Source organism: Sphingobacterium sp. UGAL515B_05 (assembly GCF_033097525.1).
In the GTDB taxonomy this organism is placed as follows: domain Bacteria; phylum Bacteroidota; class Bacteroidia; order Sphingobacteriales; family Sphingobacteriaceae; genus Sphingobacterium.
In genome coordinates this window covers 617,748-644,337 of record NZ_CP109907.1, presented here as the reverse complement: position 1 = coordinate 644,337, position 26,590 = coordinate 617,748, and the positions used below count along the sequence as shown (strand labels likewise).

At 39.3% G+C, this 26,590-nt stretch carries 21 protein-coding genes and 1 tRNA gene; 11 read left to right on the top strand and 11 right to left on the bottom strand.

The window, feature by feature from the left end; genetic code table 11:
• Positions 1-154: 154 nt before the first annotated feature.
• On the bottom strand, positions 155-2,785 hold the full coding sequence (locus tag OK025_RS02560; RefSeq protein ID WP_317668219.1) for a putative LPS assembly protein LptD: 2,631 nt from the start codon (positions 2,783-2,785) through the stop codon (positions 155-157).
• A gap of 201 nt (positions 2,786-2,986) precedes the next feature.
• Here OK025_RS02560 and OK025_RS02555 point away from each other — a divergent pair, with 201 nt between their 5' ends.
• From OK025_RS02555 to OK025_RS02545, 3 genes are all read left to right on the top strand, one after another.
• The gene (locus OK025_RS02555) at positions 2,987-3,787 is read left to right on the top strand and encodes an N-acetylmuramoyl-L-alanine amidase (RefSeq protein WP_317668218.1); all 801 of its coding nucleotides are present in this window, start codon (positions 2,987-2,989) and stop codon (positions 3,785-3,787) included.
• Between the two features lie 61 nt (positions 3,788-3,848).
• Positions 3,849-4,796, top strand: a complete 948-nt coding sequence (locus tag OK025_RS02550; protein ID WP_088160402.1) for an MlaD family protein — start codon at positions 3,849-3,851, stop codon at positions 4,794-4,796.
• Between the two features lie 340 nt (positions 4,797-5,136).
• Positions 5,137-5,346: a hypothetical protein gene (locus OK025_RS02545; protein WP_317668217.1), complete on the top strand. Its 210-nt coding sequence runs from the start codon at positions 5,137-5,139 to the stop codon at positions 5,344-5,346.
• Here the strand turns inward: OK025_RS02545 and OK025_RS02540 are convergent.
• The 5 genes from OK025_RS02540 to OK025_RS02520 form a co-directional block, all read right to left on the bottom strand.
• Positions 5,341-7,422, bottom strand: coding sequence for a S9 family peptidase (locus OK025_RS02540; RefSeq protein ID WP_317668216.1), 2,082 nt, complete (start codon positions 7,420-7,422; stop codon positions 5,341-5,343). The two genes, OK025_RS02545 and OK025_RS02540, sit on opposite strands and share 6 nt — an antisense overlap.
• 180 nt (positions 7,423-7,602) lie before the next feature.
• A complete protein-coding gene (gene creD, locus OK025_RS02535; protein ID WP_317668215.1) occupies positions 7,603-9,069 on the bottom strand; it encodes a cell envelope integrity protein CreD in 1,467 nt (488 codons plus the stop codon).
• Between the two features lie 4 nt (positions 9,070-9,073).
• Positions 9,074-9,565 (bottom strand): hypothetical protein, encoded by a 492-nt coding sequence (locus tag OK025_RS02530; protein WP_075991268.1) that lies wholly within the window; start codon positions 9,563-9,565, stop codon positions 9,074-9,076.
• A 51-nt stretch (positions 9,566-9,616) separates the two neighbouring features.
• Positions 9,617-9,919 (bottom strand): winged helix-turn-helix domain-containing protein, encoded by a 303-nt coding sequence (locus OK025_RS02525; RefSeq protein ID WP_075991269.1) that lies wholly within the window; start codon positions 9,917-9,919, stop codon positions 9,617-9,619.
• The gene (locus OK025_RS02520; protein WP_317668214.1) at positions 9,916-10,527 is read right to left on the bottom strand and encodes a hypothetical protein; all 612 of its coding nucleotides are present in this window, start codon (positions 10,525-10,527) and stop codon (positions 9,916-9,918) included. Before OK025_RS02520 ends, OK025_RS02525 begins: the two co-directional genes overlap by 4 nt.
• 149 nt (positions 10,528-10,676) lie before the next feature.
• Between OK025_RS02520 and OK025_RS02515 the strand changes: the two genes are divergently transcribed.
• Positions 10,677-10,758, top strand: a tRNA-Leu gene (locus OK025_RS02515).
• A 68-nt stretch (positions 10,759-10,826) separates the two neighbouring features.
• Positions 10,827-12,152 carry a trigger factor gene (locus tag OK025_RS02510; protein WP_317668213.1) on the top strand — a complete coding sequence of 442 codons (1,326 nt, stop codon included), beginning with the start codon at positions 10,827-10,829 and terminating at the stop codon, positions 12,150-12,152.
• Between the two features lie 427 nt (positions 12,153-12,579).
• Here OK025_RS02510 and OK025_RS02505 read toward each other — a convergent pair whose 3' ends face one another.
• Entirely contained in the window at positions 12,580-16,959 is a 4,380-nt protein-coding gene (locus OK025_RS02505) for a translocation/assembly module TamB domain-containing protein (RefSeq protein WP_317668212.1), read from the bottom strand.
• Between the two features lie 52 nt (positions 16,960-17,011).
• Here OK025_RS02505 and tsaD point away from each other — a divergent pair, with 52 nt between their 5' ends.
• Entirely contained in the window at positions 17,012-18,013 is a 1,002-nt protein-coding gene (tsaD, locus tag OK025_RS02500; RefSeq protein WP_317668211.1) for a tRNA (adenosine(37)-N6)-threonylcarbamoyltransferase complex transferase subunit TsaD, read from the top strand.
• Between the two features lie 69 nt (positions 18,014-18,082).
• Here tsaD and OK025_RS02495 read toward each other — a convergent pair whose 3' ends face one another.
• Complete coding sequence (locus OK025_RS02495; protein ID WP_317668210.1) at positions 18,083-18,904, bottom strand: hypothetical protein; 822 nt, start codon at positions 18,902-18,904, stop codon at positions 18,083-18,085.
• A gap of 72 nt (positions 18,905-18,976) precedes the next feature.
• Between OK025_RS02495 and OK025_RS02490 the strand changes: the two genes are divergently transcribed.
• Together OK025_RS02490 and OK025_RS02485 are read left to right on the top strand one after the other, a co-directional pair.
• The gene (locus tag OK025_RS02490; protein WP_317668209.1) at positions 18,977-19,885 is read left to right on the top strand and encodes an energy transducer TonB; all 909 of its coding nucleotides are present in this window, start codon (positions 18,977-18,979) and stop codon (positions 19,883-19,885) included.
• A 130-nt stretch (positions 19,886-20,015) separates the two neighbouring features.
• Entirely contained in the window at positions 20,016-20,522 is a 507-nt protein-coding gene (locus OK025_RS02485) for a hypothetical protein (protein WP_317668208.1), read from the top strand.
• A gap of 188 nt (positions 20,523-20,710) precedes the next feature.
• Here OK025_RS02485 and OK025_RS02480 read toward each other — a convergent pair whose 3' ends face one another.
• From OK025_RS02480 to aspS, 3 genes are all read right to left on the bottom strand, one after another.
• Complete coding sequence (locus tag OK025_RS02480) at positions 20,711-21,052, bottom strand: acyltransferase family protein (RefSeq protein WP_317668207.1); 342 nt, start codon at positions 21,050-21,052, stop codon at positions 20,711-20,713.
• A gap of 48 nt (positions 21,053-21,100) precedes the next feature.
• Positions 21,101-22,489 (bottom strand): LutB/LldF family L-lactate oxidation iron-sulfur protein, encoded by a 1,389-nt coding sequence (locus OK025_RS02475; protein ID WP_317668206.1) that lies wholly within the window; start codon positions 22,487-22,489, stop codon positions 21,101-21,103.
• A gap of 96 nt (positions 22,490-22,585) precedes the next feature.
• Positions 22,586-24,337 carry an aspartate--tRNA ligase gene (gene aspS / locus OK025_RS02470; RefSeq protein WP_317668205.1) on the bottom strand — a complete coding sequence of 584 codons (1,752 nt, stop codon included), beginning with the start codon at positions 24,335-24,337 and terminating at the stop codon, positions 22,586-22,588.
• Positions 24,338-24,772: 435 nt separating this feature from the next.
• Between aspS and mraZ the strand changes: the two genes are divergently transcribed.
• From mraZ to OK025_RS02455, 3 genes are read left to right on the top strand one after another with little or no spacing between them, the layout of a single operon-like run.
• On the top strand, positions 24,773-25,234 hold the full coding sequence (gene mraZ / locus OK025_RS02465) for a division/cell wall cluster transcriptional repressor MraZ (RefSeq protein ID WP_070564930.1): 462 nt from the start codon (positions 24,773-24,775) through the stop codon (positions 25,232-25,234).
• 4 nt (positions 25,235-25,238) lie between these two features.
• A complete protein-coding gene (gene rsmH, locus OK025_RS02460) occupies positions 25,239-26,153 on the top strand; it encodes a 16S rRNA (cytosine(1402)-N(4))-methyltransferase RsmH (RefSeq protein WP_317668204.1) in 915 nt (304 codons plus the stop codon).
• Positions 26,154-26,168: 15 nt separating this feature from the next.
• Positions 26,169-26,582, top strand: coding sequence for an FtsL-like putative cell division protein (locus OK025_RS02455; protein ID WP_075991280.1), 414 nt, complete (start codon positions 26,169-26,171; stop codon positions 26,580-26,582).
• Positions 26,583-26,590 lie beyond the last annotated feature (8 nt).

The following is a 26,590-nucleotide window of genomic DNA, read 5'->3' as shown; positions in this document are numbered from 1 at the left end:
AAAATTTAATAGTGGACGATTCAGGATATAAACTTACATAAAATTGCGGCTCAACGAAATGATTAATATGTATTTGATGGAAGGTATTTTCTGAAAATGAACTGCAGGTTCTTTCTGACCGATCAGGGTATAGCTTTTAAAAAAAGCGGTTATTTTAAAAATAACCGCTTCCTGAACTAGCTCTTTTTGTGAGCTTAAGGTCTTGTAAGATTGAGGCCTTGGCCCGGATAGTCACATTATAACTCCGGTACTGCCCAAAGGGCAACCAGCCAAATGACATATCCCAACAATGCAGATCCCGATAAATATTGAAAGAAGTCATGACTACTTGCTTCTGTTTGAAGTCATATCCCGATTGAAAGGTTACCTTCCATTTTGGCGTAACACTGAAATCGCCATGCAAGTTTAAGGTGCTCGTGATTTGACTCTCCATTTTTCGCGTGCTGGAGTTGAACGATTTGGACATATTGAAACTGAAAGATGCAGCAAGGTTCCATGGAATGTTAAAGTCCACAAAGGCGTTAGGATCCGAGCTGATGCGCGCTAAGGCCTGTGCCTGTTCGGGCGTCATACCTGCACCTGCCATTTCTTTTCTTAAAGAATCAATATTGTTATTACGTGATTTCGCAGCCTTAGGATTCAGACTATAGTCAAAGGAAAGACCAAAGTTTGTCAGTCGAGCGAGACTACCGTCTTTAATGGCATAGCGATTGACGCGGACGCCGTTTTCATTGACCGAATAGGGATCAAATGCACCGTTGAAGTTTACATTCATCTTTTGGTCGAAAAAAGCCGTACGGCCGGAGAAGGTAATTGGGGACAATTTTAGGGAATCGGCAACAAAGTTGTAATCTCCACTAAATGTCAGACCTTGGAGAATAGGGATTTTCTTAAAACCACCATCTGTGGTATCGGATTTACTTTTAATCTTTGCCTCAATATTATTGTCGATGGAGTATCCTATCCTTGCCGATCTACCCGATGAAGGTGATCCATAGAGGCCTTGATTAAAGATCGAGTATACATTTCTGTTTCCATATTGATCGTTATAATGTTGATAGAAGCCATATTTGGGGTCCGAAAAATCAGGTCTATAACTCAGATTGATTGAGGGGGTAACAACGTGTCTGATCGCCTGAATTTTACCGATTTTAGGATACATACCATAAATTTTGGTCGAAAGTCCTGTTGAAATCGAATAATCGTATGCCCGCCTGAAGCCCTGAACAGTATCAAGACGTTGTACATAACCTGCTGCTGTATTGTCTAGGCGTTGTCTGGTACTTTGTAAATACCAGCGCTCGGTATAATTGACACTGGTATTGAACTGAAAATATTTAAAGGCATTCAGTGATAAACTGACTGGAATATTGTGTTGAAAACCATTTTGGAATTTTTTGAAGCCTCCTGGTTTAAATAACATAGTATCAATGGTGTTTACCGAGTTTTGTGCCTGGAAGCTGTAACCGACATTGATGCGTTGATACCATTTTTGTTCACCGACACGGTCTTTGCTATCAAATGGATTGAAAGAGGATACGTTTAAGCTGATATTTGGCAAACTCAATTGGATGGTCCTATCCGCAATATTTTGATTGTGTGTTAAACTGGCCGTTAGATTTACCTTACCATCGGCGAATACTTTTCCATAGCTAATGGAGGAACCCATTCTGTTTTGCGCCAAGTTCTGGTAGGTTGTTTGGTTACTACTTGTACCGGTATTTTTATAGAATGATGACGTACCGAAGTTTACACTTGCAGAGAAAGAAGTTCCTGGATTGGCTTCCTGACGCTGGGTATGGTTCCAAGTAACGTTAAAATCCTTATTGGAGCCATAATTTCTGGTTCCTTCAATACCTGTTTTGTTATTGGCATAGCGGATATTAAAACCGCCGTTAAATTTATAGTTGACGGTATAGCGCGTGTTTATGGATGCTTCCCACGAACCTTTTGAATACAAGGAAGCTCTCACCTCACTGTCCCAATAATCGTTGAAGGCCAGATACCAACCGATATCGCGCATCGAAAATCCTCTGGTGTAATCTTCCCCAAAAGAAGGGAAGAGAAAGCCCGAAGCCCTTTTATCCGGTTTTGGAAAGAAAGCGAAGGGAAATGCGACCGGCATAGGTACTCCCATTACCACAAGGTAAGCCGGACCCGAAATAATCTGGTTTTTAGTGACAATACCTTTGGAAATATGGATACCAAAATGGGTATGTGGATAGGGTAGATTACAGGTACTGTATAATCCTTTATATATCGACATTTCGTCGTAGATATTCTTTCTTACAATATTGGCCTGGATATACCCTCCATCGACTTCCGTCATAATGCCGTAGGTATTCCCTTCCTGTTTTTCATAATCGTAATAGAGCGAATCTACTGTTTTTGGAGATTCACCATTTCCCATAATGACGATTGGGCGGCCGACATACTTACCCGTTTTATCGTAGATCCCCGAGGCAAAAATCTTTTTCTTGTTTCGGTCAAGACGGATATAGTCGGCAGAAAGCTCAAAATCTTGGTATTTTACCTTTGCCCCGCGATAGAGGTGGCTGATATTTTTTGCGACTTCAGATTTCTGAGAGTCAACAGCAATGATACTCACTTCCGCCTGCAAGCCACTTCCTTTTTTCTTGGTTGTATCAGTAACAGATTTGGTTGTATCCGCAGTTTTAGTTTTACTGGTATCCTGCAGTTTATTGGTCGCCGAAATAGGATCTTTACCTTGAAGTCCGTTCTGTTTTAATGGAATATTACTTTGAGCAACGCTAGAACTGCTCATTGCAAGAATGATAAATAGTGTTAAAATGTTGATTAACGACTTCAAAATTAAAGACAAATGTTATTTTTGTGAAATAATGTTAAACTTCGAGAGACAAAATTAGTCAAAAAAGCAATAGAAAATATGTTAAATATCGTTATCTATTAAAGAAATAATATAGACTCATTTTGATTCGTTTATAGTAGAGCAAATAATTATTCAATGAAATCAGAATTAAGAATTAGAAAATGGTGTAGCGTCGTGTTGGCTACTTTGGGATTTTTTTTATTGAATTCTTTCAAATTAAACAATGGACAGTCCGGGCTTCCTGATTATCAAATAAGGACAATTGTGATTGATGCAGGCCATGGTGGAAAAGATACAGGAGCGGCTGGACGGCGATCTTTGGAGAAAAATGTAGCCCTTGAAGTTGCGTTAAAATTAGGAAAACAGATTCAGAAAGATATTCCAGGTATCAAGATCATCTACACAAGAACGACGGATGAATTTGTTGAACTTTATAAACGTATCCGTTTGGCCAATGCCAATAAAGCAGATTTATTTATTTCGATCCACTGTAATTCCAGTGGTGCGAGTGCACATGGTACCGAAACGCTGGTTTCAGGCTCGCATCGGTTGGGACAGCAGGATGCTGCTGTTCGTGAGAATGCTTCTCTGTTATTGGAGTCAAACTATAAAGAAAATTACCAGGGATTTGACCCGAAAGACCCTGAAAGTGCGATCATCTTCTCGTTAATGAAAAACCGATTCCGCGAAAAAAGTATACGTCTGGCGCAGATGATCGAAGGGGAGTATGTGAAAGCAGGTCGCTACAGTAGAGGGTTCTGGGAGAAAGGATTAGCTGTACTGGCGGAAGCTGGTATGCCTGCTGTGCTGACAGAAATTGGCTTTATTAGTAATAGAGAAGAAGAGAGCTATCTCTTGTCTGATGAAGGGCAGCAGGAGATTGTTGATAATTTGGTTTCGGCTCTGAAAATTTATAAAAATTCTGTAGAACGCTAAACAGATTTGCTTTTATGCTGTTTTAAACTTAAATTAATGATCATTACTAAATAGATTATTTGTGAAAATATCAAACGAGACAAAAGTCGGCATATTAGCAACAGTTGCAATAGTTTTATTATTTATTGGATATAGCTTTCTAAAAGGAAATGACGTTTTTAGTAGCGATAATACTTTTTACACGACCTATACGACTGTAGATGGTTTAACTCCCTCCAAACCTGTCCTGGTTAACGGCTATCAGATTGGGCGTGTTTCAAAAATGATTTTACAAGCAGATGGGAAGATCAAAACCGAGTTCAAGATCCATTCTCATTACGATATACCAAAAAATACAGTAGCGAGAATTTCAAGCACAGATTTGTTGGGAAGTAAAGCAATTGTCTTCGAAATGGGCAACAGTAAGGAATTGGCAAAGGATGGCGATTTTTTAACTTCAGGTGTTCAACCGAATATTATGGATAAGGTTGAACCCATTCAAAAAAGGATCGAAACAATTACCATTAAGCTGGATTCAACGTTATCGGTTGTCAATACTGTCTTAGACAAGCAGTTTCAGGACGACTTTAAAAGAAGCATTCACAGTATTTCCACTTCTTTAAAAAATGTGGAAGGCATTACTAAAGATGTCGAAGGTCTGGTCGGGGATGAAAAGGGAAGACTGAATAGAATCATGGCCAATCTGGAATCAATCACTTCCAATTTTTCACAAAATGGTGAGAAAATCAATGCGATTATGTCTAATCTGAATAATATTACCGATAAGGCCGCCCGATTGGATTTTGAACACACCATGAACAAAGTAAATGCTGCAGTGAATGATTTTCAGGAGATCACCGGAAAAATTAATAGTGGGAAGGGATCTATCGGCTTATTGCTCAATGATGAAGCTTTATACAATAACCTCAATAATGCTTCAAAGGAAATGGATAATTTGATGAAGGACGTTAAAGAGAAGCCTGGGAAATATATCAAACTTTCCATCTTTGGAAAAAAAGGTGAAAAGTAGATTTAAGCGATCAGATTCAATGATATACTTGAAAAGCCTGCCTACAGCAGGCTTTTTTGTTTTCAGGGGCTGCCCTTTTGATGTTTAAATCTGTACTCGCTCCAATCCCATAAATTGGCCTCCCCGATTTATGCTTTACCGATCGGCACTTTCCTATTGCTAAGCTTATCTCTTGTTTTATATTAACAGGGTTTTTATTACCTTGTTACAGCGGGTTAACAGGGAGTTAATAGGGGTAGACCCCTGTTAACCCCCTGTTATACCCCTGTTAACCCCCTGTAAAACCCCAGTTAAATGGAAAGTTGGTATTAATCAATGGTTAACAAGAGTATGGTATGGTATGGTATGGTATGGTATGGTATGGTATGGTATGGTATGGTATGGTATGGTATGGTATGGTATGGTATGGTATGGTCGGTATCGAATTGAAATAGAAACGCCACTCATTGAGTGGCGTTTCTATTCCGCTAAAACTGACAACCTGACTCGCGATTTTATTGATCGTGAAAGTAGCTGGTCTTACAATCCGATAGCATGGAACTGTCTATAAGGTTTCTTTAAGCCAGGTAAAGAATTCTCTTTGCCAAACTTGTGCGTTTTGTCCGGACAGGACCCAGTGATTTTCATCCGGTAGGTAGACCAGACGGCTCTTAATCTTTTTGAGTTGAGCCAATTGGAATGCTGCCAGTCCTTGTCCGATTGGAACACGATAATCTTTTCCACCCTGAAAGATTAAGATCGGTGTATGCCAATTATTTGCTTTTTCAATCGGGTTGAACGCGGTATAGGATTGCTCATTTTTGCTATCCCAGTACGCTCCGCCCAGTTCGTGGTTGGCGAAAAAGAGTTCTTCTGTGGTACCATACCAGCTTCTCATGTCGAATAAACCGTTGTGTGCAATGAACGTTTTGAAGCGGTTTTGATGTACACCAGCTAGCTGATAAACAGAGTATCCACCATAACTCGCTCCAATTGCTGCGCGCCGAGTTGTATCGACATAGGATTCTTTGGAGATATCGTCTATAGCTGTTAAATAATCACGGATTGGCTGACCGCCCCAGTCCTGAGAAATGGCTTCATTCCACTTTACCCCCCAGCCAGGCATACCCCTACGGTTTGGAGCGATAACAATATAACCTTGTGACGCAATTAATTGTAAATTCCAACGGAACGAATAAAATTGCGTCAGTGCGGATTGAGGGCCGCCTTCACAGTAAAGTATGGTTGGATATTTTTTTGCAGGGTCAAAGTTTGGCGGATAGATTACCCATGAAAAAAGATCTGCACCATCGGAGGCCTTTGTAATACGCTTCTCAATTTTGTTTTCGCTGATGCTTGCATATTTTGCATCATTAACTTTGGTGACCGGAGTTAAAGATTTGGTTTTTAGATCAAAGCTGAAGATTTCTGTTGCGCGAGTAAACTTTGTCGAGCTAACGATTAATTTGTCAGCTACTTGGCCTACAATCCCGGTGATGTCAAAGTCTCCTTCTGAAATTTGCTGTATTTTTGGTAAACTTTTAGCTTTGATATTGGTCGGTACTTCAAGTTCAAATAGTTGAACGGTACCTTTCGTAGCAGCTGTAAAATAGATTTTTCGATTGTCACTGCTCCAGATAAAACTATTGACCGTACCATCCCAATGTGCTGTTAGATTTAAACGAATTGAGCTGTTTTTGTCAAATAGCATGATATCATTTTTGTCCGATTCATAACCATCGGTCTTCATGCTGAGCCAGGTTAGGCTTTTTCCATCGGGAGAATAGGTTGGGGCTGTATCATACCCATTCATTCCTTCTGTCAGATTGGAAGTTGTTCCGGTAGCGATATCATAGCGATAAATATCGGTATTGGTACTGACGGCATAGTCTGTTCCGAATTTCTTTTTACAGACATAAAGCACGGCTTTGCTATCTGGAGACCAGGCAAAATCTTCGGCGCCACCAAATGGTGCCTGAGGGCTATAGAAGGCTTGGTCCTTCAATAGGTCTACCGACTCACCAACTTTACCATCAATAAAACTCGCCACAAAAGGATGACTGAACTTACCATCATTGAAGGTATCCCAGTGTCTATAATCTAAGTTGTCATAGATATAAGCGTCTGACTTTGGTAGTTCGGGATATTTATCCGTGCTGTGGTATTTTTTTACAAGAACGCTCTGGCTGAAGAGTATTTGCTTACCATCAGGAGAAAATTTGACATTTTCTAAGGCGATATCGCCATTTGTCAATTGAAGTGCTTCACCCTTAGATAGGTTCTTCTTCCATAACTGCCCTTTTAACAAATAAATTACGTCGCCATTTGGTTCGATCTGTACGACTGTTTCACCGCCTTTTTGATCGGTGAACTGCTGGTTGGTACCATTGATCAGAGAAACCGTATATAGATTTTTTTCACTTGAATTGCTTTCCAAATTATAATTGGAAACACCATATACCAATGTTTTGCCATCTGCAGAAAGTCCTTCGGCCGAAACACGACCAAGATCCCAAAGTGTACTTGGGTTGATGGGTTGTGGCGATTCCGACACTAATTTAAAATTGCTTTTTCCACCTTTGCTTTCTTGCGCATTGCTTAGGTTACACGCCATAATCGCTAATGTAAGTATTGTAAGTTTTTTCATCTGTTTAAACATATCTATGCCGCTGAAAAATTTCTTCGCAAGTTACAGAATTTGGTCATAAATGCTAAGGCAAGTAAAAAAATAGCCATCTCTTTCATGTAGAAATGGCTTATGAGAATTGTAAATCCCTATTTTTTAAGCAATATCTGAATCAGGACCCAGTAAAGTCGAAGATGTTGTCTATTGATCCACATGGCTATTGTCAAATTGATACCAGTTTATTTTTGTTGAAACGCGCATCAAAATCGCCAAAATGATAAAGATGCCAATTGTTCCAGCGATTAGGGAATAATCCCGAAGTTGCATAAGGATATAGATGAAGAGATAAAATAAAGCCAGAATTGAACTCAGCAACAGGGCCGATTTCTGGTCTTTGGTAATTGATTTAATGAAACTGCCAATCAGCATAACTGTCGCCACGGAAGCGGTTAAATAAGCTAGATTAAATCCAATATGCTCGGAAAGTGCGAGTAGTAAGGTGTAAAAAAGAACCATTGCTGCTCCAATTAGAATATATTGGATGATATGGATCCGTTTTTTCTTGATCACCTCGGTGAATAGGAGGGAAGTAAAAGTCAGAATGATGACTAAAATACCATATTTGGCAACCCGCGTTGTTTTTTGATAGTTGTTGATATCTGGTAAGAAGTTAATTGTAATCATGTCCGTGTTATAATATAGGTTATTTGCAGAGGTAAGTGTAGTGGTGGCAGTTTGTGCTGCTTTTTGTTCATTGCCCTCATTTCCATTTTCGAGCTTGTTATCGAACTGATAGATTGGACGGGCATCGCCAGTCCATTGTTGGGGCAGCTTCCGACTGAAAGATGGGATTTCCCATGAAGCCGAAAAATTGGATGTTTCGGTTATACGTTTGCTCGGTAAAAATGCACCAGTGAAACTTGGATTAGCCCAGTTACCCTTAGCCTGGATGTTTGTCTGATCACTAAGAGGGAGGAAATTCAATGATTTGGATCCTTTTAAGTTTAGCTTAATCTTGAAACGATTGTCCGTTTTCTGCGGATCCAAAGATACCGGACAGACTAAATTTTGAGTGAATAATTTGAGATTATTAAAGTCTGGATCGAAAGTTAACTCGTTACCATCCCAATTCAAGGATGGGCGCTTGCCTAAGCCTTTAAAATCCTGGATACCGAAAATAAGCTTGCTGCCTTTCCAGTCAATTTGCTCATGAGGGACCTCGAGTTTTTCTAGGGATATTTTGTCAAAGATACCTTCTAATGTGATGTTGCTGTTGTAAACTACGGTATTATAAATACCTCTAGCGAGATGTTGTGGCGTTATATCTGTTGCGATATTGGAAGTTTTGGGTAAGACAAATATCCATTTCAGCTCTTCTCTAAGGTTAGATTTCTCGGCTTTTTCGGCAGAAAGTGGGATAGTCTCGCGATAGGGGATGGCGAGTACAGGGCTTGAGATAACCTGGTCCTTTCCCCAATTTAATGTAATTCCATCCGATACTTCCTGTTCGCGGTTTTTCCGCTCTTCAATCAAATCGCTGATTAAGGCTAGCGGAATAAGTAGTATGAGGGAAAGAAAGAAAATGACAAATAGCTTTAGTACAGTAGAATTACTGATTTTCTCAAAAATTGAGGTTTGCTCTGTCGGAGATGAATTGTTGTAATCCATGATTTTAGCGGTTTAAGTTAAGTTGAATGTTTTTGCTGTATAAGGCAATTTGAAGCTCCGTTAATTGCCAATGAAGGATTTCTTTAAATTCTAAATGATGAAAGCTCTGGAGCGATCGCCCCTTTTGAAAATGTTTTTTGTAATAACCGAAGTATTCAGGAAATAAGGTGCCGCCAATAAAAATCATTGCCATGAGATACAGACTCATCTTTCCATTACCAAGCAAAAGGAATTGCATGGCAATTTCATCTTGTATCTCTGTTCCGGTTTCAGTCAGGATATGAAAGACATCGTGATTTTCCAGTTTGGGCATGACATCGAAACCTTTACTTTCATAAAAGAGCCCCAAATTATAGCCGATGCTTCCAATGGGGTAGGTCATGAAATCTGCTTTAGAGATTCCCCAGGCTTTTTTGTTCCATTTAAAGATGTTTGCATATACTTTGGAGGACCAATTGTAGAGATGCAGCATCAGTTTCAATCTAATTCCTTTCATTTAATTACGTTTTAAAAGTACTTTGGTTTTCAAAGTAAATGGATAAAAAAATTATTTGTATTGTTGTTTTATTAAATTTTCAAGTGCAATAAGGTGATTTTCAAAGGCTTTAAGTCCTTTTGTTGTTCTTTTGTATCTGGTGTTCGGCTTCCGGTCGACAAAGCTCTTTTCGACAATAATGTATTCTTCTTTTTCCAAAGTTTTTAGGTTGGAGGCAAGGTTACCATCGGTTACATCCAACAGTTCTTTCAATGAATTAAAATCATATTCTTCATTGGCAGCGAGAACACTCATAATTTGGAGGCGAACTCTGTTTTCAAATATTTTGTCATATAAGGAAAGATCTAATTTCACGATTCGTACTTTTTGTAAACGATAAAACCATAGATGATGTGTAGTACACCAAATCCCAATCCCCATAATAGTAATCCGATTTCTGGAAAACATATACCAATCAAACCCAGACAGATTTCCAGTATACCCAGGCCTTTTGCTTCGGCAAAGGTATAGATACTTCCAGCGGTCAGTGCCAGTCCATAAAAGATCAGCAGCATGGTCGCAATCAGCTGGTAGTAGCCTTGGACAAAAAACAACAAGGATATCACGCCACCCGTTAGTAAGGGGATTGAAACTGCAAATAAAAGAGATTTGCTTGTAATGTTCCAAATCGACTGCTTATTTTTTCTCGCCTTTTTACGTGCCATTAGCCAGCCGGTCACCAGGGATGATAAGAGGACGATGAGCGCAATCAATAAAAACAGTAGGGGCCTATTCAGATTTTGGCCCAAGAGTAGAGCGGTACTTTCGGGTTGGTGTATAATATAGTATCCCAATAGCGTTCCCACCAACGCATAACAGCCCATGAGTACACCTGATAATCCGCTTATTGAAACAAATTTGGACGATTTTTCCATTAATGATCTGATCTGCCCAAGTTCTCTAAATAAATCTTTCTGTTCCATAAAAGTACTTTGATATTCAAAGTAAATGAATAATAATGAATTATGCAAGGGGTTGGGAGAATATTGAAAAAAAATAAAAAAAAGAGTAGAAAATACTTGCAGGATATAGGTTTGGTTTCTATCTTTGTGGCATCAAAAGAAATCCTAATGCGGAAGTGGCGTAATTGGTAGCCGCACCAGACTTAGGATCTGGCGCCGCAAGGCGTGGGGGTTCGAGTCCCTTCTTCCGCACTTGATGTCCTCCCGAACTTAAAACCTCGGGAGGATTTTTTTATGAATGCGATATAGCTAAAAAGAGTATGAATATTTCACACGAGAATGTAGATGCAATCAATGCGGTAGTCAACGTCGCATTAGCACCTGAAGATTATAATCCTCAAGTCGACAAAGAGATTAAAGCGCAAGCTAAAAAAGCAAAATTACCAGGGTTCCGTCCAGGTCAAGTTCCAGTGGGACATATCAGACGTACTTATGGTAAATCTATTTTATTTGATGAGATCAATAAATTAGTGAATGAGAAAATCACTAATTATATTGCTGAAAATAAATTAGAAGTTTTAGGTCAACCACTTCCTTTGGAAGATGATGCACAGTACAGCTGGGATTATAAAGACAATTTCAACTTCAAATATGAAATTGGTCTTGCTCCTGCTTTTGAATTACCTTTTACTGCTGAGACTGAATTTACTTCGTACGAAATCAAAGCTGATGAAGAGACATTGGCAGATCGTATCAAGAACTTGCGTCGTAGCTATGGAAAAATGACTAATCCAGAAGTATCTGAAGAAGGTGATGTATTGTATGCAACATTGAAACAAGATAAAGAAGAAGGTCTAGAAAAAACAACTTCTATCCGTACAGATATCGTAGAAGATGCTAAGATCAAAAAATCATTAGTTGGTCTTAAAAAAGACGATGTTGTTAAGATTGATGTTAAAAAAGCATTCAAAATTGAAGATGTAGCACGTATCTTAGGTATAACTGAGGAAGAAGCAACTGCTTTAGACGTCACTAAATTTGAATTGACTGTTAAGAATATCAACCGCTTAGAAGAAGCTGATCTTAACCAAGAATTTTTCGATAAATTATTCGCGGAAGGTGAAGTAACAGAAGAAGCTCAATTCACAGAAAAAGTGAAAGAAGAAGTTGAGAATTTATTCAAACAAAATTCAGATCAAAGATTACGTAATGATATGTATACTTTTGGTATGGAGAAGGTTGATGTATCTTTCCCTGAAGAGTTCTTGAAAAGATGGTTGAAAGCAACTAACCCAAGCATTTCTGAAGAAGAATTGAACGAAGGTTTTGCTGATTTCTTGAATAACTTGAAATGGACAATCATCGAAAATCGCGTTGTTACTGAAAATGGTCTTGAAGTTAAATATGATGAAGTTATCAATTTAGCAAAAGAACGTATCTACGCGCAAATTAAGATGTACAACATCAACGAAGAGCCTTCTGATGAGCAGTTGAACCAATTTGCAATTCAATTGTTGCAAGATAGAGAACAAGGTAATCGTTTGTTCGAAGAAGCTAAAGCTTTAAAAGTATTTGATCACTTGAAAGGTTTAGTGAAATTGAATGCTAGTGAAATTGAATACAAAGAATTCGAGAAATTGGCATAAGCGATTTTTAAAATAAAAAGAAAGTCCCTCCGATCTATTTGGAGGGACTTTTTTATTTTCAATGCAGCGCGTCGCCTGGTGGCAGCTTAGACACTATTCGTTTATTGTTGTTCAGATCATCCAAAGATTGTTTGTGTAGGCTGTTATATGGCGCTGAAATACAAAAGTTCTGCTGATGGAATAGAGACGGACTATCAAAATAGGGATAAAGCGTTTGGGATAGGAGTTGGGCTGCTGGAGTTGAAAGAGGTCTGCTGGAGTTGAACGAGCTCAGCTTGACTTGAAAGAGGTCTGCTTGAGTTGGATGGGGTCTTCTGGAATTAAAATGGTCCGCTTGCGTTGAACGAGCTCAGCTTGAGTGAGCTGAAAGAGGTCTGCTGGAATTGGAAGAGACCTGTTGAAATAGCAAAGGGGTTATTCGGAAAGGTTAATTAACCTTGCTTTTCTTTGTTTCAGTAGGAGCTGTCGTAATCGTCTTCTTGCCAAAAGGGAATAGCCTTTTCAAGAATTCTGAGAAGCTGTTAAATTCCTGCCGATAAAGTAATCCGAAAGCACTTATATACTCGCCGTCGTTGGGGCTAAGAAGAAAGTTGCGTGTATTTAGGCGATTGGAAGCACGTAGTACCAAACGGCCGTCTTTTCTTAAATAAAACATAGCCTCAGCATCGGTTGAGACCCGATCTGAAAATACATTCAAATCCGTTAGAGCCTGACTTCTACGGTCGGAGATACCGCCTGTCAAAACAAGCCTGTCGTTGAACAGGCGAAGTGAGGCGGAGGCATCATTTAAGGATTTGATATTAATATCAAAGAAATTGATGTTAAGCGATTGGGCTATGATGTTGTTGATCTGGTTGAACGCTATTTCAGTTCCCGCAGATAACAAGGTATTGTTTACTTCTTTACCGAAGTCTGTTTGTGTACCAGGTGTAAAACTACGTCTCACGATTAGGCTAAGCGCTTGTTGATTGACATTGTTGGCATCTGAAAAGTATCCTTGTAGTTCATCTTTAACCCCGGGGTTTTGTGGAAAGTTGATATCAAACGTGATTTCCGGCTGACTTAACTGCCCTTTTAGGATCATGTCGGCCTGTGCCAATACACGCTCGGGGTTTTCTTCCCGACCTGCGGCATTGTACAAAGGCGCTAAGCTTGTTCTTTGTTGGTAGATGGCATTGATATTAATATTCGCTTCGGTTGGGTTTCCTGCCCATCGTACGGTACCGCCCTCTTTGAGATCAAAAATCTTGTTGATGTAATCTTGGGCAGTGAAATTGAATTTTCCACTGTTGATGATAAAATCCCCAAACATTTCAAAATCTCCCAATGAAGATATCCGCATATTGAGATTGCTGTTTCCTCTTCCTGATAATTCGCCCATACTGGAGAATAGATTTATTTCGGCATTCGGGTTTATCAAGAGGTCCATATTCATCGTCAGACCGTTGAAATCTCGTTTTTTTGTGTTTTTCTTCATTTTGGTCGAATCCTTCTCAATAAAGTAGATAAAGTCGGTATCTGAGATCGTACTGGCGCTATTGAAAGGGATATTGATAACAGTATTTTCTTCGGATTTAGCACGTATATTGATGTTCATGGCCGACGTCAGTCCTTTAAACTGGAAGGTTCCCGAAGCGTAAGCGGTTCCGTAGTAGACGTTATTGTCCTTTACCGTGGTATTTAATACCATGAAATTCTTCGTTTCTGCAGTTACATCGATATCGGGATCACTCAATTTGTTGAGATCTACAACGCCATCAATGGTTGCTACATTGTTTTTGGGATCGTATACTTTTAGCCCTGTCAGAAAAATTCGGTTATTGGTAACCGCAATTTCGTCAGAAAGTCGGTAGGGTGTTTTGAGGTAATTGATGACCATCGAAGCATTATCCAATTTTCCGGAACCTGTAATTTTGGGGTTCAGGATATCGCCTTCGATATCGAGGTCTGCATTGACCTTGCCCTGAATATTGGATACCAGGCTTCGTAAGAATGGCTGGAAAACAAACACATCTGTGTTTACGAGTTTAGCTTTGAGATTAAGCTTATTGTTTTCACTTAAATGGTTATAGGAACCTTGTAACTGAATTAATTTATTTCCTTCCTCTATCTTGCTGTCTAGTTTTACCAGTTGATTCTCGGGGTCGTAGTTGGCACTTAGTGCTAATGAGCCGATCGGAATATTGTTATACAGGATAGGTGATGTTTTTATATTAGCGACAATAAAGGGTGCTTTGAATACAGAATTAACTTCAATATTTCCGTTTAAGTTGCCGGAGAGATTGATGCCATGCGGCTTGGTAATACCATTTAAAGATGTTAGATTAAAGTCCTGAAATTTGAGATTGATCTGATCACTGACTTCGTTTGACAGGATGCCATCGATGTGGACTTTTTGTTCGTCATGGCTCAGTGTCAGTTTTTCAAAGTACCATTTTCCTTTCGATATTTTCAATTGTGCATCATTATTGACAAGCCATCGCTCTCTGTTGATTAAGATATTCGATGGATAGAAATTGATATAGGCAGGTTTGGCATGGGCAAAGCGTATGACGCCATTAAGATCCAGACTATTGCTTGCTTCAAGTTCCGACATTTTGATGTTAAATTGTAAACTGTCGTTTGCCAAGGTGTTTGAAATATTGACGTTTTTAATATAGGTACTGTCGGTAAAATTTATGCGATCGATGGAGGTCTGCAATTCCATATTCTTCAAATTGGCATTTTGGTCGACAATCAGGTGCGTTAGTCGAATGCCATTGTATTTGAATTCGGGTGCGTAAAAATTAAAACTAGCCGTTTGTTTTTCACTTTCAAATTTTGCATTGAGCGTTGCTCCACTGTCTAATGCAATGTCCTTTCGAAAGAATGTTGCGATCGGCTTAAAAGAAGTTATATTAATATTCAGGTCAAAGTCCTGGCGATTAAAAATGTTGTTTTCAAACCCGATTGCGGGAGCGTAGCGCATGGCTAAAGCTTTGAAATAAGGAACAATTGTATTGAGGTCTATTCTTCCTTTGAGATCGATGTGTCCGATAGCCGACTGCAAGGTTAGGGAGCGTGCATTTTCATCGCCCTCGGCAAGGAAATTGATGTTGCGGATGACGAATTGACCCTTAGAGGAAGTGAAATTGACACTATCTGATTTAAATTCACCGGTAATATTATTGATGTTGTCCCCAATTAAACTGGTGTGGAATTTCGTGTTAATAATGTTGATGGAATCGCCCTGAAAGAAGTTGAGTTTTTTTAGATTCGCTTGTTGGATATCAGCGTCCAGATGATAGTTGGGTTTCACAGACCAATCGATATCTGTGGTAAACTGTAGTTTTAAATTAGGATCATATATTTGCCCTGAAGCAAGAATCAACTGTTTCTCTGTATTTCCTTCAATTTGTATATGTTGATAGCTGTAATTCTTGAAATTGAAATTACTAAGATCTCCCTTTATCTTTAAGCTCATTTTCTTAGGATCGGTACCTGTTCCGTCAACCTGTAGATTGAAGCCTGTTGCTCCCAGATCTTTTAATTTTGCTATTGTACCTACATCGAACTTTTTAGATTGAAAATTTCCCGCGTATTTTATTTCCTTCTGGATATCCAATAAGGCATCAGCCTCGATATTACCGATTGCAGTCGTGAAAATTCCCTTTGTCTTAAATTTATTGTATAATCCATTTAGGCTGCCTTTGAACGAAAATTTGTCGAAGATCTGAACAATTTCAGGGAGTTTAAAATTTTTTAGATTGCCGAGATCGGTAATAACTGCATTTAAGTCTTTGTGCTCAGAAGAAATTGCTATACTGGGAACAATAAATTTAGTTTTGTCGATATCTGGTAGACCGACGATCTGAAGGTTGCCTGCTAAACTCGTTTTTTTTCCGATTGTTAAATCGACCTGTGATGCGTTGATGGAAGATACAGTTCCTTCTAGATTTGCCCGCTTGATATTGACGTCAAATTTGACTTGGTGCATAGGCGAAGAAAAGAAAGCGATATCCTCGGAGTGAATACGGGAGTCCCGCGCCCGAAGTTTTACATGGACTTTATTGATGAAGTCCGAAAAATCGTCAAAGCTGTTGTAGCTAAGTTTGATGTAGTTTTTGAATGTAGATCGGTTGGTTGCCAACATAAGGTCACTGAGTTCAATAGCTTTATTGCTTATTGTCGTGCGTGCAAGAAGGCCTTTAATAACCAATCCTTTTTTTTCATGAAGATTAAACGTCTTAATATCTGCTGAAATCTGATTAGAATCGATTTTTATCTTATCAAAATGGGCGTTAAGTTTGGAAATCCCTAAATCTCCAAAATCGACCACTTTGTTGTAATGTTTACGTTTATGGTTAACATAGTTAAACGCATTGTTCGTAATAACAAGTTCCTTTATATCGAAGATTATTTTTTTTGAACTTTTCTTTTTTTCTTTCTTAGGTGGGTTAAAATAACGAATGAAAAATGAGATGTTTGAGCTGTCCTGAAATTGCTCAAAAGTCGCTTGGGTATCCTCAATGGTCAGTTTGTTGATCACAATCTTGTTCAGTTCAATGAACTGAGAAAGGTTGACGTTGGCTTCTAACCTTCCTGATTTTAATATTTCTTTTCCCTCTGGACTATAGAGTTGAAAATCTTCTACTACAATCGATTTAAAAGGTTTGAAATAGATACTTTTGAGGCTTATTTTGGTGTTTAGTTCGTTGGATAAATAGTCGACAGCTTTTTGGGCAACATAATTTTGTACCGGTTTCAACTGTAGGGATAACGTCAATGCAAGCAGTATAATGAATATACTACCTAGGACTATTGACACTATTTTAATTATTTTTTTGATACTTTTGTATTAAAATTTACTACCTCAAGCTATGGCTATTATTTTAGGGATTGAATCCTCTTGTGATGAAACCTCCGCTTCTATCTGTATTAACGGTGAAATTCATTCAAATGTTATTGCAACTCAGGCAATCCACGCAAAATATGGTGGCGTGATTCCCGAGCTCGCTTCACGTGCTCATCAACAAAATATTATCCCAACAGTGGAAGAAGCCATTCGCCAAGCAAAAGTAAGCAAAAATCAAATAGATGCAGTGAGTTTTACGCGTGGACCTGGATTATTAGGTGCACTTTTGGTGGGAACCTCTTTTGCTAAATCATTTGCACTTGCACAGAATATCCCTTTAATTGATATAAACCATATGCAGGCGCATATCCTGGCTCATTTTATTGAGGATCCGAAGCCTAGTTTTCCGTTTTTATGTCTTACTGTTTCGGGTGGTCATACGCAAATTGTGTTGGTGAAAGATTATTTTGAAATGGAACTTTTGGGAGAAACATTGGATGACGCGGCAGGAGAGGCTTTTGATAAAACAGCTAAAATCCTGAATCTTCCTTATCCCGGTGGACCGCTCATCGATAAATTTGCAAAAGAAGGTAACCCGGCTGCCTATCGGCTTCCTGAGCCGCAGATCCCTGGCTTAAATTTCAGTTTTTCAGGATTGAAAACCGCGATATTATATTTGGTCCAAGATCAATTGAAGCAGAACCCGGATTTTCTGACCCACAATATGGCCGACTTATGTGCTAGCGTGCAATCGCGTATTGTATCGATCCTGCTGAATAAATTAAAGAAAGCGGCAAAGGAAACAGGGGTAAAGGATATTGCCATTGCAGGCGGCGTTTCGGCTAATTCTGGCCTGAGAAAGAGCTTAATTGAAATGGGGGAGAAATACAAATGGCGGGTCTTCATCCCAAAATTTGAATACTGTACGGATAATGCAGCGATGATTGCCATTGCGGGCTATCATAAATTTCTAAAGAAAGATTTTGTCGGTCAGGACGTTGCTCCTATGGCTAGAATGCACCTGTAGCAACTATTGGAATTTTGAGTTTCCCCGGGCACTTTCCTTTTGTACTGGGGAAACTTAAAATTCTTTATTTTATAAAGGGGAACTATACCCATAGGCCTGTGCCGTAGAGGTAAATAAGTTTTTCTTCGGCTGGTAGAAGTTCAGTTCATAACCCTCAGCACCCCAAAAGATACTGATAAAACTAATTCCTTGCGCAGAACGCAATACGGTCAGTATCTGAAAAGCCTCGTTGTCAAACTGACCGCCATCATCAACACGCCAAGTGCTGATATCATCGTATAAAGCCGGAAAATCCAAATTGATCAGCTGTTCATCTTTTGCATAGGAAAATACAGCTAAAGCAGAGTCTTGTTGATTTTCAAAGACTGTAAGATTAAACTCGGACTCATCACCGAGGATGGCAACAGTCGTACTTTTGTTAATCTTTCTGTTGTATTTTTTTTCAAGTTGCTCTTTAATTTCTGCTGATGTTTCTTTTTGAACTTTTGTAAACTTCTCAATTTTGTATTGATCTATAAAAGCTTTATTGACAAGCATACCAAATTCGCCAGATTTAATTGGATCGCTAATCTTAAATAATGAGCCCTCACTATTTGCAAAGTTCTGCGCGGTCTGTCTTCCATTACTCTCTTTATTGTCCGTTTTATTTTGCACAAATTCAAGCGGGCTGACCTGATTTTCCACAATGACATAGTTGTATTTTTCGGGACCTTCCATCGCTTGGTCCATAGGTAAAGCGATTAGGGAGTCCTTTTGTTGGTTTAAAAAACCAAAATATGGCGAAATAGTCTTTTCCTTGCTTTCGTGCTTGATTGCTGTTTTGGATTGATTTTGATTGTTACCACAAGCATACAATGTAAGTAGAAAAATAGCTGAAAAAAGTGACTTCATAAGTATTTTGAATTTTTTTGTGAAATATAAGGCTTTCGCTCATCATAATGAAAAGATTTAAACTTTAATGTTATGATGAACTCTAAATTGAATATCTACCGCAAAGAATGGCTGGACGTTATTTTTGCTGGTCGTAACAAAATGTATGGTGCTTACGAGTTACGAAATCTCTCTGATAAAGCAACAAATGTCGGTTTAGGAATTGTTGTTTCTTTTGCCGTTTTGTTGATCTCAGGATCCTATGCATATAATAAATATTTTAAGCAAACTGTTCCGGCCGTGATTTATACAGTACAAGATATTGGGCCCGACATGCTGGAAGAAATTCAAAAGAAGGTAGAGGAGAAAGAAGAGGTTCCTGAAGAACCGGTCATGATGCAGGAGAAAGCTCCGCAGCAGGTTGCCCAAGATGTATCCAAATTTGATCTGGTTAGAATGCCTGATATTAAAGTGGCCAAAGCAAATCAAGTTACGGAAGAACTTGTGAGTCAGGATGAGTTGAAAAATCCCAATACAATGACTTCAAGGATCACATTGAAAGCAAGTCCATCAGGAACGTATATTGCGCGCGGTGAATTTGGTTCTTCGAAAAGAGATGGTGATATTACCGGCGCCAGGGTTGGTTCGATATCTGGAGGTGGAACTGATGAGACTTCAAACGATACATTTACATCGGTAGAAATTATGCCAACGCCGGTAGGGGGACTGCCAGCCTTTATGAAATGGATTGCAGAGAATTATAACTTTCCACAGCAGGCTTTGGATCAAGGGGTGTCTGGTGTTATAGAGGTTTCTTTTGTCGTTGAAAAAGATGGATCACTAACAGATATTGCTGTCAAACGTGATATGAAATTTGGTACAGGAGATGCTGCTATAAACTTATTGAAGAAAGCGAAAAAATGGAAACCAGGGGTACAAAATGGACTTAAAGTGCGTGTAGCGTATACTTTACCGATCCGTTTAAGTGCTGTGTCTCAATAAGTGCTTCTTAACTTTATTTAACAGATCATCAATTAAACTTTCGGCAGTCAAGAGGACTCTTACTGATAAATAAGTTGAAAAAGAGTACTTATTAAAAAGAATGATTGTTGGTTTTATAAAAAATAAAGACATGAAAAAGTTGATGTTAAGTTTGGCCTTATCTGGATTGATGTTAGCCGGTTTCGCTCAAGAAAAAAAAGATGTTAAACCAGAAATGAAAGAAATGCAAACTTCCGTGCATAAACATAAAATGGGAAGAATGCACGATGGTTTTAAAAATAAAACGCCAGAGGAAGTCGCTAAGATGAAAACTGATCGCATGGATCAAAAATTAAAATTTACAGATAAACAGCGTAAAGATATCTATGCCTTTAATTTGAAGCAAGCAAAAGACCATCAAAAAATGGCTGCTGAACGTCAGGAACATCGCGCAAAAATGAAAAAGCAACGCGTGGCAGAACATGAAAAAATGATGGGAATGTTAACGCCAGAGCAACAAAAAACGTTAAAGGATTCCTACGCTGAAAATCGCAAAATGCACAAAGAACATTGGAAGAAAGACAGACAGCTAAAAAGAAAAGACTTTAAAAAAGGTGAAGTAACTAAAACAAATGATGCAGACGTAAAAGCATCATAAACATTAAACAAGGATAGTTTTCATATTAAATATTGGTGAGTGTTAGTAGAGGAGGGAACCATTGGTTCCCTCTTTCTTATTATGTAAGCTCATGCTTAATACCTAAGCTCATGATTTGTTCGACGTGTTTTGTCTGGCTCAAAAGTTACACGACTGCAAAATGATTCGATATTTCCATCAGAATGCGCTTATTTGATAAACCTTCTTGTTATTGAATTACTATCCATCAGTTTGGTGATCAGAAAACTTAAGCTAAAACCTAAAATCGCTATGGAGAAAATTTTCAATGTGGCTGGAAGATGAGGAATAGGCAAGAAGATGTCTGTCAGTGCTTGAACAAGGATAAAATGCGCTAAGTAAATACCAAACGTGGCTGATGAAAGGCGTTTTATCCATTTAGATTCGGGTATCTTCAGCTTTTGAACGACAAGAAAAATAGCGATGGTCATGAACGCTACGTTGATATTACAGAAATACCAGATAACCTCGAGATTGGCGTAATTTCCTGGATAGTAGTTTTGGGTCGTCAAGAAGCCAAAAAAGTGGCATTCGTTTGATCGTCTAATGCCACTTTTTTGTTATTCTTTATTTTTTTGATGTTCTTTCCATTGTTTAGAGAAAGATTTGTCTGCCAATTTGGGTAGCTCCCGTTGATCTCCCCAGGTTTTGTGAAAGAGTTTTTTGAGAAAGAAATTTTTGAATTTCCCACCAAAAAAATCGATTAGTTTTCTTCGCATTATCCCATAGGTGAACCACTGCCATACTTTCTGTTCCGTTTTTGTTGCCAGACCCTGATCGACTGAATCTTTTCTGTTGACGAGAAGCATGCGCTGTATGTCAATACCAACGGGGCAGACCTCAGTACATTTTCCACAGAGTGTGGAAGCGTAGCTTAGGTGTTTAAATTCCTTCATGCCATTCAAATGTGGCGATATGAGTGATCCAATTGGGCCCTGATAAGTCGTTTCATAGGTATGTCCACCGATGTTCTGATAGATTGGACATACATTCAGACAGGCGCCACAACGGATGCAGTACAAACCCTGACGTTGTTCTTTTTGCGCTAAGAGCTTGCTGCGGCCATTGTCAAGCAGTACGACATACATTTCTTCTGGACCATCTGATTCATAAGGCTGTTTCGGCCCAGTGAGTAGTGTATTGTATACCGTTAGATTTTGGCCCGTGCCATGTGTGGATAGGAGTGGCCAAAAGACTTCTAAATCTTGTACATTGGGAATGATTTTTTCTATTCCAACGACGGCAATATGTGTTTTGGGGAAGGTCGATGTCAATCGGGCGTTTCCTTCATTTTCAGTAATTGCTATACTTCCGGTTTCGGCAATTAAGAAATTGGCTCCGGTAATCCCAATTTCTGCCGATAGGTAGCGATCTCGAAGTAATTCACGGGCCTTCATTGTCAGTTGCTCCGCAGATGCATCTAGCGGTGTGTCAAATTTCTCGTGAAAAAGCTTGGCAATATCGTCCAGGCTCAAATGCATGGCCGGCGTAACAAAATGATAAGGTTTTTGATCCAGCAGCTGAATGATATACTCGCCAAGATCAGTTTCTATGGCTTCAATATTTTTGGAGGCCAGAAAATGATTAAGCTCGATTTCTTCTGTCGCCATTGATTTTGACTTTACGACAGATTTTGCTTTTTTACGCGCAATGATCGAATAGATTTCGTCCAAGGCTTCCGTAGCATCATTCGCCCAGATTACTTTTCCGCCTCGAGCCGTGAAGTTTGCTTCAAATTGCAACAAATAGCGATCGAGATTTTCCATGACTTTCCATTTGATCAGGTTCGCTTTTATCTTGCTATTTTCAAGGTCCGCAAATTTGCTCTTGCCTTTTTCGAAAGCCGTGCTGTATTTGTCGATATTGTAATTGATAATATCGCGGTGTTTGGTGTCAAATGCTTTTTGCGCACTTTCCTTAATAAACGTATTAGCGGTACTCTCTGCCATCTAATCTGCTAATTTTTCACAAAAAAAGTTGGTAAAAATTACCAACTTTTAAATATACTGTTAATAAATTGTTTCTCGAAAATCGAGTTAAATAATTTATGCTTTTATCGCAATATTTAAGCTTAGCTCGTCCAGTTGCTCCTGGTGAATGGTTGACGGTGCATCAATCATAACATCTCTTCCCGAGTTGTTTTTTGGGAAGGCAATGACGTCGCGGATAGAATCTAAACCTGCCAGTAAGGATACGAGTCGGTCAAAACCAAAAGCCAATCCGCCATGTGGGGGAGCTCCGAAGGTAAAGGCCTCCATCAGGAATCCAAATTGTTTTTTTGCTTCTTCGGGACTGAATCCTAAATGTTTGAACATGAGTGATTGAAGCTCTCTGTCATGGATACGGATTGATCCACCACCTACTTCTACACCGTTTAAAACAAAGTCATAGGCATTTGCCCTTACTTCTCCGGGATTGGTATCTAAAAGTGGAATATCTTCCGGTTTTGGTGAAGTGAATGGGTGGTGCATTGCATGGAAACGGCCACTTTCTTCGTCCCATTCCAATAGTGGGAAATCAACGACCCATAGTGGAGCAAAGGTTTCTTTGTTGCGGAAACCAAGTTGAGACGCAACTTCAAGGCGTAATTCATTGAGTTGTTTGCGAACTTTGTCTGTTCCACCAGCCATAATTAACAATAAGTCGCCAGGTTTCGCGTGGAACGCTTCTGCTATGGCCAACAGTTGTTCTGGCGTGAAAAATTTATCAACGGACGACTTCACTGAACCGTCTTCATTCACGCGCGCATATACCAAGCCCGTTGCACCAATCTGTGGACGTTTGATAAAATCGGTCAATGCATCCAGTTGTTTTCTGGTATAATGTGCACAATTTTCCGCATTGATACCAACCACTAACTCTGCTGCATCAAATACAGGGAAACCTTTTCCTTTGGCAACCTCGTTTAGTTCAACAAACTGCATTCCGAAACGGATATCTGGTTTGTCTGATCCGTAAAGGCGCATTGCATCTGCGTAAGTCATACGCGGAACAGTACCTAAGTCGATACCTTTGATTGTTTTGAAGATATGTTTTGCAAGTCCTTCAAAGATATTTAACACATCTTCCTGTTCTACAAAAGACATTTCACAGTCTATTTGCGTGAACTCTGGTTGACGGTCTGCACGCAGATCTTCATCACGAAAACATTTTACAATTTGAAAATAGCGATCAAATCCTGAAACCATCAATAATTGTTTGAAGGTTTGTGGGGATTGTGGTAACGCATAAAATTCTCCAGGATTCATACGGGAAGGTACGACAAAGTCGCGTGCTCCTTCTGGAGTTGATTTAATCAGATAGGGGGTTTCTACTTCCAGGAAGTTTTGAGAGTCAAGATAACGGCGTACCTCTTGTGAGGTCTTATGGCGTAAAATAAGGTTTTCACGTACGGGGTTACGACGCAAATCCAGGTATCTGAACTTCATTCTGATGTCATCACCACCATCTGTTTCATCTTCTATTGTAAAAGGTGGTAATTTAGCGGCATTTAATATTTCAAGATTTGAAACCTTGATTTCAATGTCTCCAGTGGAGATTTTAGCATTTTTATTAGAGCGTTCGATAACTTCTCCGGTTACCTTGATGACATATTCTCTTCCGAGTTCACGGGCACTTGCGCGCAAGGAAGCATCATCATCTGCATTGAACGTTAATTGTGTGATACCATATCGGTCTCTAACATCGATGAAAGTCATACCGCCCAAATCGCGCGATTTTTGAACCCATCCACTTAGGGTAACCGTTTTCCCTAAGTCAGCTAGTGTTAATTCTCCACAAGTGTGTGTTCTGTGCATATCGTTATGAAAATTATATTTGACGCAAAATTATTGGTTTTACTCGACAATAACGAATTCTGTTCAGGTTATTTGAGTAGCGTTCTCCCACTTTCTTCCACATGTTTTGTTTCGGTTTTTTAGTTCTCCCACTTTGTCCCCTTTTTGGATAAAAATGGGGTAAAATTAAATTTCTAAACAGGAAATTTTTACAATTCATTTCTGATTTTGATAAAAAAAAGAGCGAAAAATCGTGTCTTGTATAATAACTCGTTTTGTTGGGAAATTGGGGTTTAACTGCTTGTAAATAAGGTTTTATGTATGTTTCATTTAAAGACGTCTTCCGTTTGTTGTAGCTATTTTTCGATGTGGAAAACTTTTTTATGTGATAAAGTGGGGGAAAGTGGGAGAAAGTGTATACTTTTACATTTAAATTAGAATAGGATAATTGACGACATGACTCAGTTGATCGGAGAATTCGAATGCAAGCTAGACGCCAAAGGAAGGATGGTGTTGCCAGCTGCGCTCAAGAGGCAAATGCCTCATGTAGAGCGGGATGGCCTTGTGGTGAATCGCGGTTTTGAGAAACATCTGGTATTTTATCCAAGAGAAGAGTGGGATTTGATGACGGCTAAGCTGGCTAAATTGAATCAATTCGATCCTAAAGTGCGGGCGTTTGTTCGTGCTTTTACGCGTGGCGCTACGGAATTGACCTTGGATGCTGCGGGTCGTGTTTTGTTACCCAAAAGTTTGTTGGAATTTGCGGGTATAAGCACGGAATTGGTTTTGGCTTGTCAGTTTAATAAGATTGAGGTATGGTCAAAAGAAGGGTATGAGGAGTTGATGGGCGACGGCGGAGTAGAGGATATATCATCTTTGGCGGCAGAGGTAATGGGAGATATTAATTTTGGACTATAAGTGTATGGAGAATGTATATCATGTTCCGGTAATGTTGCAAGAATGCATGGATGCTTTGGCTATTAAGCCAGATGGTATCTATGTGGATGTAACTTTTGGTGGTGGTGGTCATTCTCGGGAGATTTTGAAGAGATTGGGGCCAAAAGGGAAGCTGTTTGCTTTTGATCAGGATCCGGATGCATTGGAGAATGCAATTGACGATCCTCGTTTTACATTGATACATCAAAACTTTAGGTTTTTAAAGAATAGCCTTCGGTTGGAAGGAGTACGTTCTGTAGATGGTATTTTGGCAGATTTAGGGGTTTCCTCGCATCAATTTGATGCGGCTGATCGCGGGTTTTCTATTCGCTTTGACGCGGATCTGGATATGCGTATGGATCAAGTTGGTGATTTGGATGCGAAGTCGCTTTTGGCGACTTATTCGGAGGAGGATCTTCACCGCATTTTTGGGATGTATGGTGAAATCATGAATGCCAAGTCGCTTGCGAAAACAATTGTTACTGCGCGTTTGGCACAGCCAATCCAGACTGTTGCCGAATTGAAAGAGGTGATTCAACGGATGGTTCCGAAAGGTAAAGAACATAAGTATCATGCGCAGGTGTTTCAGGCGCTTCGTATAGAAGTGAATCGCGAGCTGGAAGCCTTACAGGAGTTTTTATTGCAAACAGTTGATGTGCTACATGTTGAAGGTCGATTGGCGGTGATGTCCTATCACTCTCTGGAGGATCGTTTGGTCAAAAATTTTATGGCCAAAGGAAAGTTTAAAGGAGAGGTTGAAAAGGATTTTTTTGGAAATGAAATTAAACCATTTCATGTGTTGAGCCGTAAAGCAATTACGGCATCTGCGCATGAGTTGGCGGTAAATAATAGATCGCGCAGTGCGAAACTGCGTATTGCTGAAAAGTTGGATTTGTCTTAAAAATGGAGCGAGAGGATGAGCAGAAATACGATAAGACAGAAAGAATTGAGTGAAGAAGTTCAGGAGGAACTACAAGAAACTGTCGAAGAAAAGGCGGAACAAACAGAAGCGTTTATTAAAACGCTTTTTACCGTTGGAGACCTTTCGTTAAACAAAATTTTGCAGTATCTGCCGTTTGGAGCCTTTATCGCTTTTCTGATGTTATTGTATATTTCCAATCGTCATTTTGCAGAGCGAACTATTCGGAGTATCGATAAAGTGAGTAAAGAGGTGAAAGAACTGGGCTGGGATCATAAATCGCTCTCTGCTGAACTAATGAAAATGTCTACACAGACAGAAATTGCCAAACGTGTAGATTCTTTGGGATTGAAAGAGCGTGTGGAACCTCCGATCAAAGTTGAAGTTATAGAGAATAAGGAAGATAAATAGGAAGAGTT